The organism is Streptococcus henryi DSM 19005, assembly GCF_000376985.1.
In the GTDB taxonomy this organism is placed as follows: domain Bacteria; phylum Bacillota; class Bacilli; order Lactobacillales; family Streptococcaceae; genus Streptococcus; species Streptococcus henryi.
Genome location: NZ_AQYA01000037.1, coordinates 211,546 through 223,934, shown reverse-complemented (window position 1 = coordinate 223,934; position 12,389 = coordinate 211,546). Strand labels below are relative to the sequence as shown.

Sequence of the window (12,389 nt, the reverse complement as noted above, 5' to 3'; positions counted from 1 at the left end):
CTTGTCCGCTAAAATCTTAAATTTTTTCTAGTTGTCGTCCCAATAAATCATCTAGTATATCTGTAAGACTTAATGGTTTATCTGTAACCTTCACAATAACTTTATAACCTTCAATCATAATCTGTGGTGACTCAGCACCTGTACTTGTTTTTTCCATATTTTAATTCCTTTTATTTCAAAATTGTACTTCGGTGGGTATGATTGGTTAAATCATTCATGGGCATTTCACCCGCTGTCCTTTTACGATGGCAGCCTGAACGTTCAGAAGTATCATTGTCCTTATTTGTGGTCATGGCAGATAGAGAACCACTCTATTTTATAGCTAATAATTTTCGCTCCTATCACGGCGTATCTCACTAAATTGCTCGACAAATAAGAAAGTCCCACCTCGGTTTATTCAGTTGTCAAAGAGCAAAAAGAGACTAAAATTATCTCTCACTTCTAAGAGTGAAAATTTCAGTCTCCTGTTCCGCTAATTTTCGAAAAATTTCCGTAATTTATTCAAGATAGTATTTCTTATTCGAAAGAGGCTAGTCGCAGACATACCTTGTTCAATCGCAACTTCCCTAATTGTTTTGTCTCTAAAATATAGAGCATTGATTATCTCAAATTCCTTGTCAGATAAACTTAATAGAGCATCGTTTAATTGTTCAATAAGGATGTTGGCTTCTATTAAACGTTCAATATCAATAGAAGTATCTATTAGGATATTATCTAAAGGTAATCCATCTACTTCAAAAGAAGAGAATGGTAACAAACCAAATTTTCTATCCTTTCTACTCAGATATTTTTCGTGATTGACCAATTGCCAATAGCTTTTATAAACTATTTCAGTTACAGGGATTTTTTCACCTCTAACATGAATATAATATTTCATTTAATCCTCCTTTTATGAATTCTATTAATCATGAAAGGAGGACTCCTTATCTCAACCATTAATACTTCTCTCTTTTTCAGATCGAGGAGTTCTCGTCACTATAAGAGTGAAAATATGGTGCTCTTGTTCCAAAAAAAATAGTTGTAACAAAAAAAACAGCAAGCTCTTAAAAAAACTTGCTGCTATAAATTTTTAATGAATACCGCATCACTAGACCAACTAGAATGAATACCCCATACTTTTTTTTAGAGTCAATCCATACAGTAAAGTGGTTGTTATTATTACCACAACGTACTGGCTTACAGACATTGTATTTGACGCTACAAAAACTGGCAACGAATAAAAAGGTAAAATTTCTATGATTTTAATAAGAAAATCATAGCTTGTATTGTTCAGAATTGTATTCAAAATATTCGGCACAAAGAGCAATAAACCTGCTAAAATCCCAAAAACGAATCCACTTCTGAATTTATACAAATAGAAAATATTAGATAAGAGAAAATAAAACAGAACCAATAAAACCGTGTTGCCTATAAATGCTGCCAAAAAATGAATTTCTAGTTCACCTGGAACCCCTAGCTTACTTACTATAAGCAGCAACAGGAGACCATTAAATGCATAAATTAAAGCAACTGCAATAGCATATAGAACATTTGAAGCCACATAATTAATGCGATTTTGTTGTCGGTTAAAAAACAGACTAATTGTATTATGAGAAAAATCCCTGTTAATAATTCGATTGGCATGGATGACTGCCATTAGCATCCCCATCATAGCATAAAAATTTGATACATGCTTTATACTAAAAGAGGTTCCTGGGTTATTTAGAATAAATAGGGTGACCAGTATTGGTGGTAGAAATGAGATTAATTCTCCAAGATATATTGATCCTGATGAATATAATTCTCTTATACTTTCTTTTAGAAAGTTTAATTTATTTAATGTCATAACATTCAACCTTTCTTTATTTTGAGCGCTTCAAATAGATATCTTTAAGTGTTTCTTTTTTTGTTTCAAAGTCTACTACTTTAATAGAATGCTCATTGAAAAATTGGAATAATTCACTGCTTTGAATCACTCCTGATAAGGTAATTTTTAAACCATCTTGTTGGACGATTTCTCCAAGTGCTTGCATAGTAGTAAAAATTTCTAAATCAATATTTGACTGAAAAACGATATCAATCAATGAAGTATGACTATTTTTTCCAAGTATTTGCGATGTTAATAAGCTATTTTCCAAAAAAAGAACTCTATTACAAATTTCTCCAATGTCTTCTAACTGATGACTTGATATTAAAATTCCTACATTTTCGCATGATGCTAAATGCTGTAATAATTCAAAAACCTTCTGAGAAGTTTCAACATCCAATCCATTTGTCGGTTCATCTAAAATTAAAAAATCGGGTTCTGTAACAAGTGTTAAAAGTAGAGCTAACTTTTGTTTAGTACCTAATGAATATGTTTTTACCTTCTTATTAATTGATTGCGTTAAATCTAAGATTTGGATAAAGTGTCCAAATTTTTCTTGGTTAAAATCTATTCCGTATAATGTTGACAGATACTTTAAATTTTCTAAACCAGTTTTAGATAAAAACAATTTCGGTTCTTCAATCAAATACCCAACATTGTCAGTTCTCGTTACTTCTCCCAAATCAGGTCTATTATTTTGTACAAGAATTTTCATCAAGGTACTTTTACCGACACCATTTCTACCTACTAAACCAACAATTTCACCTTTCTTAAGTTCAAAATTTATATCCCTCAGAATAGCTAAGTTCCCATAATTTTTACTTATATTATTAATCTTCATGCTGTACTTCCCCCATAAGAATTCATGTTGCTGTTAAATAATTCTTTCTGATAATCTTTTGAGCTTAGATTTAAAGGTATATAAGACTTCTCGTCTTTGTTATAATTTCTTAATAAAATAGCAGTATCAATAATACCTGACCAACCTAAAAAGTATCCTAACAAATAATCTCTAGATTCTTCCCCAGTATAATACCCATTTTTTTTAGCAATTTTAAAGGACTTTTCCCAGAAGTTATTGGCTAATTCTAAAAAACGTCTATCGTCAGTGGTTGCATATACAAATAGTAATGATTGGACTATGCCAGCTGCACCATGACATACAGATAAATCAATTTCTAAGCAATCATCATATTCGTTAACTTCAATAAAATATTTTGCAAGCTCAAACAAGTCTATCTTCTTGTTCAATTTTCTCGCCATTTCAGCCAATACCATAAGTAAACCTACACTGCCATTACACCACCCATTTTCATCCATTTTGACGTGATTTATCATTTCAAGGACACTTTGGAAGTTCTGTTCACTTTTCTTAGAATTTCCTAATTTTTGATTTAATCTAAACTCTGCCCATTTTATTCCAAGTTCACCATGAGCTATTCCAAATTTATTGAATTTACTTTTCACATAATCTATAGAATTTAATTGACATTGCATCAACTCTTGATTAATGTTAGAAAATGTTGATAGAACATGACTAGCACCTATTGAATCTGCAAATAGATCATTTGCAGATAAATTGAATTTATTTAAAACTAAACATTCCTCTATTTCTGGAATTTGTTTTTTCTTATAGTATTTCAAAAAACAAAGAGAATTTTTTCCTGAAATAATTGAATCACTGTTATTTGACTTATTTCGACTTAAAATATTCTCAAATTCTAAAAATCCAGCAATTATTTTTTTAGAGTACTCTTCATTTCTTATATGTTCAAAAACAAAAAGTATTCCTGCAGAGTCAAAGAATGATACACACATTATAGAATTGTAAGATATCGAAGTATTTCCATAAATACCTGTTATCCAACCCATTTTTTCCTCACTTTTACTTTCAATTGCATTTCCTAACAAAAAACCAATCATATAGTTAATATCAAGTGACGCCAATGAATCTAATAATTTGTTAAATAGAATGGAGTTTTTCTCATTATTTCCAAAATCCTTTCTAAATCTAGATTCAGCAATTCTTATATATGAAAAACCTTCAGCTATAAATCTTTTATCTATAGTTAGTTGCTTTTCTGATGATTTATCCAATCTATTAAGTAAGTTTTCCTTTGGTGATACTTCGAAACATCTTGACTTAAATCCTGCGTAAGATTCAAGATGTTTCGAATCATATTTAATGTAGAAATAAGGAATATCACCAGAGACTAACATACTTTTTTCTTCTGAAATAATATTTTTAGTATCTAGAACAGTCGTGGAGATTCTTGAAGGTTTAATATAGTTCAAGACATTATTATTAACACTTTCAATACTAGTTAAATTTTCTGGGTATAGACATGCATCAAGCAGCAGGTAATACTGTGTTGTAGGTCTAAGTACCACTCTCAGTGTACAATCTCCTTTTAATACTACTTTCTTAATTTTTTTCTTAGATTGAAGAACTTTACGATAGCCCATCTCGTATCCAGTAAGAAATTCCGTTTGATATTCTAAAGGTCTGAAATCTCTTTCAGTATCAAATAAAAATGAGGTCGACTGCTTTGTAGACTTAATAGTCTCTTTTACAATATCCATTCCATCAGTTCCAAAATCTTTAAGTCTAAAAATCATCTCAGTTGTTTCTTGAGGATGTATCGTATTAATACCACCAATTAAAATATCATGAGGAAATACATTTAATTTTGACGGTATTATTGACGTCGTAACTATAGAATTTGATAGCATCTCATTTTCTGTATCTATTAGATTTTTTTCCACTTTCGTATTTGCAGGCTGGAATACTGTTTCCAAATCTATAAAATAAGGCATATTTTTATTAAATATAATATTTTCATCATGTAAATCTACTGCTCCTAAACAACTAAAAACAGCTGAACAGTAACCCAAATTATAATAACTTTTATCTAAATCACAATGATTAACATAACTTTTATCTATATATTCCTGCCAACCATAACCTTCACAATCTAGACTGCGTGGAACAGGAACGAATCCTAAAATGTTTTCTAAATTCAAAGCTTCTTGAAAAATTTCTCTTACAAGTTTGTCAGCAGTAAGAGGCCTCGGTTTATAAATTATCTTATGTGAATTTTCATCAACAAAACATAGGACTACTCTTCCACCATTGTGGGGGTCTGAATCCATAGGGTATATTTGATCTATTCTAGTATTTTTACTAAGAAAAACATGCTCTAATGACTTATAATCATTATAATAATTATTAATTACTTCCGTCATATATTCTAATAAATTTTCAACGGAATTCTTTATCAATTTATGATAAACAGGATATTTCTCAAACCAATCTGAAATAGTTGTTTCGTTAAATTGAGAAATATAACAATTATAAGCGACAGAGGATTCATTATTTATAGGAAAATTATTATCTTCTCTAAACTTATGAAATTCGTAAACAAACACTTTGTAACTTAATTGCCATAAATTTTTTTCTAGTATTTGATAGCAACATCTCTTCAGTTGAATTTCAATCGAAGGGATATCAATGTTTTTTCTAGAAACTTCCTTTATATTAATTTCAAAATGCTCAATATCATCTTTGAAAATTTTTTTAAACGATTCAGTCAAACATACTTCCATATTGCTCCTCCCAACATAGTTCTTATGATACCTATAATGTTAATAAAATATATTAATACTATTGGTACTATTTATTTCCATACAATTGCTTATATGAATATTTTCAATTCTCTCTATCCAATAATGCTTTCTATTCTATAAGTTTGACAAATTTGAGGTAAATAAATGACTATAAATCCCATTTTTTTCTTGAATCATCTCATGATGCTCTCCTACTTGCATTATTCGCCCCTTATCAAGTACTACAATTTTATCTGCGTTTAGCACTGTCTCCAATCTGTGAGCAATAACAATTTTTGTACATTTTAATTGTGACAATAAATCATAAACTTTTGCCTGAGTTATATTATCTAATGATGAAGTTGCCTCATCCATAACTAAAATTTTTGGGGCTGATAGTAGGGCTCTTGCAATATGTATACGCTGCCTCTGACCACCTGATAGGTTTCCACCCATTTCAGATACAACCGTATCGTAACCCATAGGCATAGCATCTATAAAATCTAAAAACCCCAATTCTCTACATTTTTCTATTAATTTATCTTTATCACTTAATTGTCCATAGTCAATATTTTCTATTATTTTTCTATTATGTAGATGTGCCTCTTGTGGAATATAACTAATGGACTCTCTTAGGGTGGTTAAATTATAATTATCATAGTTTTGTCCCCCAAAAACAATTTGGCCACTTGTCGGCTCAAAAAGTGTGCAAATTATTTTAGCTAATGTGCTTTTTCCAGACCCTGATTTTCCAACAAGTGCGATTGTTTCTCCATCTTTTATCTCTAAATTGATATTTTCTAAAGCCCAAGAACTATCCTTTGTATATTTAAAATTTATATCATTTAATACTATAGCCCCATCTTTTACCTTTAAAGAGCTTTCAAAATTTTTTTCAATAGGATACTCAAATATATCCTCAGATAGCTCGATATATTTCGAACTAACAAGAAAATTTGAAAAGATATTAAACAATGAAGATGTAAAATAAAATAACGATGAGACTACTGTTTGTAATGCAATAGCCTGACCTAAACTTAGATATCCTATTGAAACTAACATTAGACTTACTAGTAGTACTAAAAAAGGAATCGACGTTTGTAAACTAGAAATAGTAGCTCCTACTACTCCTTGTTGAAAAACTATTCTTTTTTTTACTATGCTAAGATACTCAGAGAAATTATTCTTCCAGTCATCAAAATACTTCTCTGCATATCCGCCCAACTTAATACTATTAATCGAAACTATTGCGTCTAATTGAATAGACTGGTATTTACTTCCTGAGTGAATTTCTTGGTCAGAAAGATTTAATATTTTAAACTGTGTCTTATACAAAAAATATAATACCATTGAAATAATTAATGTTATTGTAATTCCAAGATAAATAGAACAATAATATATATATATCAGTAGCGCTAAACTGCTAAGGAACTCTATAAAAAATTGAACAAAAGATGTCCCTAGTATATCTTGTATTCTCAATAAAGAATTAAATCTATAGGAAATCTCCCCTGGTGTTCTTACAGAAAAATATTTTGCTGGAATAGAAAGTATTCTTTTAAATCCTTCCGTCATTAAGTGTAAACTGAATTTATACATCAATTGTGAAGCAAAATAGGTCTTAAAATAGTTAGTGAAAAAACTCAAAAATAGAATAACAAAAGGAATTATGAGTATAGGTCTATCATTTTTAAAACTCAAATTATCAATCAAAGCTTGTGTCACTAGAGGAACTGATAGGTTAATTAACATTATCGACAGCAATACTAAAAAAATTTTGAAATAAATATGAACAATTCCTTTCGGCCACAGATATTCCCTCTTCAGTAATCGAAATTTTTCTTTTGATTTGCTTTCAAATCGTTCTGATTTTTGAGGAAACAAAATGTAATTAGAAAAATTATTCTTAAAATCTTCTATGGAAATAGCTAATCTACCAATTGAAGGGTCCATAATTACGACTTTATTTGATTTTAAACTAAATGATTCTAGACAAATAAAATGTGAATCTTTCCAAAAAGCAATTAGAGGATAATTCAAATTCTCGAATGCTATGATATCATGGATTTTATATATTTTAGAATCTATTCCAAAATTGGATAAAATACTACCAAGCTGTTTTATACTTAATCCATCTCTCCCAGGTTCATTTATTTGCCTCAGTTCAATCAACGAGGTATTATAGCCAAATGCTTCTAGAATTGTCCTGACACAACATAACCCACACTCTGTATTTGAGATTTGCATGGTTGGGCGTAATTTAATAATCTTATACTTCATAATAATTACCTCAAAATAAGTGGATTGAACTTGATTGCTTTGTCTTTTTGCTTAAGTAAATATAATAAAGCACCAGTATTTCCTGTTAACAGTCCTTGACCTAATGCGTATCTGGAGTTTGAATTTTTTAGATACTCAAAAACTTGAGCAGGGCAAAAGAGCGTAGTATATAGATGATTTAATATCGGTTCTACTTCATTATAAAATTCATCATGAACGTATTCAAGAATTTCTATAACCCCAAGTCCACCATGACATAAGGTAGGAATTATAGGAATCTTATTCCTCTTTAGTTGCTTAATTATTTTAATTACAAAATCCTTATCAATAATGTTTGATTTATAAGCTTCATAATAAGCTAATAGAAGACCTGATAATCCATTACACCATGAGTTACTAATATTTGATTCGTTCTGAGAGTTATATACTAATATCTCATTTTTATGGTTCATGAAATTATTTATAATAACTTCATGTGCTTTTTGAATTAAAATTTCTATCCTCTCATCATTATGTCTTCGATTTATAATTGAAAAAAACCAAATTAAATTTCCTATTCCATGAGCAAGTCCTGAAGTAACTTGCTCATCAACATTTAATATTTGTTCATACCCTATGTCTATAATGTCAGAGAGCAAGTTATTTGGTAACTTATAATCAGAAAGCATATTATAACGTAGTATTACAGTTCCAGAACCTCCAGAAATAATATCAAAGAAATTTTTATCAATTGTCACTTCCTCTGTGATAAACTTCCAAGAGGATTTTGCAACTCTCATCCACTCTTCATTCTGTGAAATTTCACCTGCTTTATAAAGTGTCCAAAGTATTCCTGATATACCGGAATAAGCTCCATTGCCAACTTTTAAGAGGTTTCTCTTATCAAAACTCTCTGATTTTAAAATATTAGAAATTTTTTCAAATATTTCTTTTGATAAATTATATGATTTTGGATTTTTAAAATATTTTCCATATAATAGTAAAACTATTGCTATACCAACTCTCCCACTATAAAGATCATATCCTAAAACTCCTGGAAGCCATCCACTTCCTCTGCGAGAAACTGGTCCAATCCAAGTTTCAGGTAAGTGAGCAAATCTATCGACCAAAGTATTATCTACTATATTTTCAATTATGTGATATAAATCATCTTTAATTTGTCCACAAGTTCCAATACTAGTATTTACGATATATTCACCATCTAATGTCTTTCCATCATGAGAATCAGCTATTCTAGATAAAAATGATAATTTTATTAGTCTTACTTGATTAGCAAGATCCTGATTTGTTAAATTTTGTACCTTACAACAAAATTCATTTACAGGTGAAGTAGAGAGAATTGCTACTTGTCCATTTAAATCCTCAATAATATTACTATCAAATCGAACACATAGATACGGAATATCACCATTCCAAATCTGATTACTTTCTGACAAGGGCAATGACATATCACTCGTTGAACTTAGAAGTGCCAAACGACTCACTAGCATATGAGCTAAATCTATATCTTGAGAAGGCCCTGTTGCTGTTAGTACACGTAAAATCTGTTCATATCTGTAGGTCATATTATGCAAATATCGAATTTTCATATCGTCAAAACTATCCAGAACAATCTCCTTAAAGATTTCCCTGTTTTCACTAATTTTATGATATAACTCTGTAAATCCATCAGTAATCTTTTTGCAACGTTCTACAATAAACATTTCAAATTTAGTATCATCTATTAACGAATCTCTTGTTTCATCGAACTCCTCTGAATTCCATCTAATGTTTATATTAGAGCTAAACCCATTTCGAACATATAAAGTTTTTACTGGGCTTCTAGTATTCTCGTCTCTAAAACCAGTAAAGCCTACATCTGAATTTCCATGGTTATCTAATGAGTAAGGAAGAATGCCTGTTCCACAAACTGACCTTGCTAATTTACTATATGCACTTCGTTCATCCTCAATTTTACCCTTTTGCTTCTGTCTTAACGGCTGAAAAAGCGTTTCTAAATCTATCGGAACTGGTCCCTTTGAAGTCCAGAAGACATTTTCAAAATGCATATCAGATGCATTTAACATATACATTATGCACAACAACTTTCCAGCCTCAGTCATATCGCAATTTTTTTCATTAAAAACTCTTTCAATAAATTCAGTAAATCCGAATGTATCAAAATCTAGAGCTCTTATACTCAATAGATTTGTTTTAAATAATTCATTAAATGCTACAATAAATTTTCTATAACATACTTCTCCAGACACAGTTCTTGGTTTATAGATGATTTTTTTACCTGCATTGAACTCTATAATATTAACGGTTTGACCATTGTTGTGAAAATCACCGCCCGATTGAATATTAAAAATTTGCTCACTGGTAGATATACCAAATTCCCTAAAGATATCTTCTCTATGCTTCCTTAAACGTTTTAGCATTACGCCCAATGATATTACTCTATTTTCTAACATAATATGGCATCTAGCCCAAACGACTGGATATTGTTCTCTAAATATTTCTAAATTACTCTCTACCAATTCAGAATTATATAATGCATATAATTCCTGTTTATTCAGTTGATCATTTTCATATTCATGAATTTGTTCAGCAAAACACCTTATAAAATTTGAAAAAACCATCTGTGAAAGCTGTCCACAAATGGTCATCCTAAACGCATTATAGTCTACAAAATCTGAATTAAATTCACTTAACCAATGTGCATTCCAGATTCTATCAACAACTGCATTACATATTTTTTGGTAAGGATAATTTTCTGAAATATTTGAGACAAGCAGATGATTATTATGGAAATCATATTTTTTTAGTTTTAAATTTTTCCTGTTATATTCTAACAAAGGCTTAACAGAATTTTTGTAGTCTATTTCATCTACCTCTGGAAAAACTTGTTCTCGCGAATATTTCATACTTCTTTTTTATCCAATTTAGTTCATTAACAACGACTTGTACAAGAAGTTGTTGGTAGTACGACTATTGTAACTGCAGTAATGTCAGCTATTTGTGGGGTATACGGTGTCATTGCAGTAATCGCTGCTCCGTTTACATCTTCTTCTGTCAATTCAAGCATATCTGCTTTTGTATATTATCCTAATTGCAATGTATTATCCATTATTATAATCTCCTCCGATATTAAATGCACCAAGCCATACATTCTACACTGATTGTGCACCAACCACCGTTATTACCAAGATAATCACTTAAAGTAAAAGTATTAGTAGAACATGCACCAAATACATCATCGTTAAAATTTTGGTCTTGGATTTCTTCAATCCAACTCACATTATTATAAGAGTTATTTTTTTTGACCATAACAATACTCCATTTCTCTATTTTTTCTCTCAAAAATTTAGTTATGCTACAATGAATCTAAAAACATTTCAACCACCCCTTTCTAAATAAAATGTTAGATATGGTTAGACTAATCAGCTTTACCTACATCAAGATTATCTGATTCATTTAGCCCCTTTACTTCATATGAGTAACTCGAACGCTCCCTTGGAATCGTCTGTTTGTACAAGGTGATATTACCAAATACAATAGAACCTAATAACATGAGTGCCATTAGTTTATTAATTCCGTGATTTTTCTTCATATAACAACCCCCCTTTCCTATTTTTCGAAGTTATTTTAGCACTTTTATGACTATCAGTCAATTCATTTTATGCTTTTTAAACCTTTTTTTTTTAATTATTACCCAAAAGAATTAAAAAACCGTATACTTGCTAATTTGAATTAAAAACTCTATAATAAATCTAAGTGATTAGAAAGGATTATTATTTTTTATGAATATGCTTGCTGAAAAATTCAGAACTAAAAGAAAAGAACTAGGGCTCTCCCAACAAACCCTTGCGGAAGGAATTTGCGAACAAAGTCAGATTAGTAAGATTGAGAGAGGACATTTTATTCCCTCTGCCGACATTTTATTTAAGCTCTCTCAACGACTTGAAGTAACATTAGATTACTTTTTCAATGAACAAATTGAAGTTAATTCTAACCTCTCTAATTTTAAACATTTATCTTCTCGTCTATTAGACGATAGAAATTATGATGATCTAGAATACCTTTATAAAATTGAGGCAGATCGAAGTACCTTTCTAACACTGGAAGACAGGATGTACCTTGATTGGATTAAATCTATTATTGACTTCTATCAATATCATCTTCAGAACGAGGCCATCTCTTATTTGGAAAATATGGTGTCAAAAATGTCTTCAAATACTCTAATCTATTTAAATGTATTAAATACTTTATCCAACTTCTATTCCCTAGTTGGTCGTGAAAAAGATTATGAAATGAACTACTCTCTTCTAATGAGTTTATATAAGTCAAAAAATCTGAATCAACAAGAGTTTTTATTTGGATATATCAGAGTTCGCTACAACTACGCTCACTATTTAGTATCAAAAGAAAAATATAACGAAGCCATACAAGAAGCTATTGAGACTATTGAACTTTGTAAAGAGAAACAAACCAGTTACCAATTAGCTCCCTTACTCATCATTGTTGGAAACTCTGGAAAAGAATTCTTAGACAAAAATCAAGTCAAAGATTACTATATAGAAGCAAGAGAGTTATGTAAGATTTATAACAATCCTTTAATGCTTATGAAAATAGAGAGTTACTTAAATGAGTTGGAGAATAATAACTCATGATTTTT

The 12,389-nt window shown here is 30.1% G+C and carries 12 protein-coding genes; 1 reads left to right on the top strand and 11 read right to left on the bottom strand.

The window, feature by feature from the left end:
- Nucleotides 1–16: 16 nt before the first annotated feature.
- The 11 genes from F601_RS13340 to F601_RS13180 form a co-directional block, all read right to left on the bottom strand.
- Nucleotides 17–157: a hypothetical protein gene (locus tag F601_RS13340; protein ID WP_012775552.1), complete on the bottom strand. Its 141-nt coding sequence runs from the start codon at nucleotides 155–157 to the stop codon at nucleotides 17–19.
- 13 nt (nucleotides 158–170) lie between these two features.
- The gene (locus F601_RS13640) at nucleotides 171–293 is read right to left on the bottom strand and encodes a hypothetical protein (protein WP_269473543.1); all 123 of its coding nucleotides are present in this window, start codon (nucleotides 291–293) and stop codon (nucleotides 171–173) included.
- A gap of 179 nt (nucleotides 294–472) precedes the next feature.
- Nucleotides 473–877, bottom strand: coding sequence for a sigma-70 RNA polymerase sigma factor region 4 domain-containing protein (locus F601_RS0111125; protein WP_018165758.1), 405 nt, complete (start codon nucleotides 875–877; stop codon nucleotides 473–475).
- A gap of 219 nt (nucleotides 878–1,096) precedes the next feature.
- Entirely contained in the window at nucleotides 1,097–1,825 is a 729-nt protein-coding gene (locus tag F601_RS0111120) for a membrane protein (protein ID WP_018165757.1), read from the bottom strand.
- 16 nt (nucleotides 1,826–1,841) lie between these two features.
- Nucleotides 1,842–2,687, bottom strand: coding sequence for an ABC transporter ATP-binding protein (locus F601_RS0111115; RefSeq protein ID WP_018165756.1), 846 nt, complete (start codon nucleotides 2,685–2,687; stop codon nucleotides 1,842–1,844).
- Nucleotides 2,684–5,452: a type 2 lanthipeptide synthetase LanM gene (gene lanM, locus F601_RS0111110; protein WP_018165755.1), complete on the bottom strand. Its 2,769-nt coding sequence runs from the start codon at nucleotides 5,450–5,452 to the stop codon at nucleotides 2,684–2,686. Before lanM (F601_RS0111110) ends, F601_RS0111115 begins: the two co-directional genes overlap by 4 nt.
- Nucleotides 5,453–5,587: 135 nt before the next feature.
- Entirely contained in the window at nucleotides 5,588–7,732 is a 2,145-nt protein-coding gene (locus F601_RS0111105; RefSeq protein ID WP_018165754.1) for a peptidase domain-containing ABC transporter, read from the bottom strand.
- 5 nt (nucleotides 7,733–7,737) lie between these two features.
- Complete coding sequence (gene lanM / locus F601_RS0111100; RefSeq protein ID WP_018165753.1) at nucleotides 7,738–10,638, bottom strand: type 2 lanthipeptide synthetase LanM; 2,901 nt, start codon at nucleotides 10,636–10,638, stop codon at nucleotides 7,738–7,740.
- 26 nt (nucleotides 10,639–10,664) lie between these two features.
- On the bottom strand, nucleotides 10,665–10,799 hold the full coding sequence (locus tag F601_RS13720; RefSeq protein ID WP_428835783.1) for a class II lanthipeptide, LchA2/BrtA2 family: 135 nt from the start codon (nucleotides 10,797–10,799) through the stop codon (nucleotides 10,665–10,667).
- A gap of 62 nt (nucleotides 10,800–10,861) precedes the next feature.
- The gene (locus F601_RS0111095; protein WP_018165752.1) at nucleotides 10,862–11,041 is read right to left on the bottom strand and encodes a plantaricin C family lantibiotic; all 180 of its coding nucleotides are present in this window, start codon (nucleotides 11,039–11,041) and stop codon (nucleotides 10,862–10,864) included.
- A 109-nt stretch (nucleotides 11,042–11,150) separates the two neighbouring features.
- Nucleotides 11,151–11,324 (bottom strand): PhrA family quorum-sensing system peptide, encoded by a 174-nt coding sequence (locus F601_RS13180; protein WP_018165751.1) that lies wholly within the window; start codon nucleotides 11,322–11,324, stop codon nucleotides 11,151–11,153.
- A 190-nt stretch (nucleotides 11,325–11,514) separates the two neighbouring features.
- Between F601_RS13180 and F601_RS0111085 the strand changes: the two genes are divergently transcribed.
- Complete coding sequence (locus tag F601_RS0111085; protein ID WP_018165750.1) at nucleotides 11,515–12,384, top strand: helix-turn-helix domain-containing protein; 870 nt, start codon at nucleotides 11,515–11,517, stop codon at nucleotides 12,382–12,384.
- Nucleotides 12,385–12,389: the final 5 nt, after the last annotated feature.

Excerpts from the sequence above, each read along its gene's own strand:
- F601_RS13340 (WP_012775552.1), bottom strand. The coding sequence starts at position 157 with ATGGAAAAAACAAGTACAGGTGCTGAGTCACCACAGATTATGATTGAA.
- F601_RS13640 (WP_269473543.1), bottom strand. The coding sequence starts at position 293 with ATGACCACAAATAAGGACAATGATACTTCTGAACGTTCAGGCTGCCAT.
- F601_RS0111125 (WP_018165758.1), bottom strand. The coding sequence starts at position 877 with ATGAAATATTATATTCATGTTAGAGGTGAAAAAATCCCTGTAACTGAA.
- F601_RS0111120 (WP_018165757.1), bottom strand. The coding sequence starts at position 1,825 with ATGACATTAAATAAATTAAACTTTCTAAAAGAAAGTATAAGAGAATTA.
- F601_RS0111115 (WP_018165756.1), bottom strand. The coding sequence starts at position 2,687 with ATGAAGATTAATAATATAAGTAAAAATTATGGGAACTTAGCTATTCTG.
- lanM (WP_018165755.1), bottom strand. The coding sequence starts at position 5,452 with ATGGAAGTATGTTTGACTGAATCGTTTAAAAAAATTTTCAAAGATGAT.
- F601_RS0111105 (WP_018165754.1), bottom strand. The coding sequence starts at position 7,732 with ATGAAGTATAAGATTATTAAATTACGCCCAACCATGCAAATCTCAAAT.
- lanM (WP_018165753.1), bottom strand. The coding sequence starts at position 10,638 with ATGAAATATTCGCGAGAACAAGTTTTTCCAGAGGTAGATGAAATAGAC.
- F601_RS13720 (WP_428835783.1), bottom strand. The coding sequence starts at position 10,799 with ATGCTTGAATTGACAGAAGAAGATGTAAACGGAGCAGCGATTACTGCA.
- F601_RS0111095 (WP_018165752.1), bottom strand. The coding sequence starts at position 11,041 with ATGGTCAAAAAAAATAACTCTTATAATAATGTGAGTTGGATTGAAGAA.
- F601_RS13180 (WP_018165751.1), bottom strand. The coding sequence starts at position 11,324 with ATGAAGAAAAATCACGGAATTAATAAACTAATGGCACTCATGTTATTA.
- F601_RS0111085 (WP_018165750.1), top strand. The coding sequence starts at position 11,515 with ATGAATATGCTTGCTGAAAAATTCAGAACTAAAAGAAAAGAACTAGGG.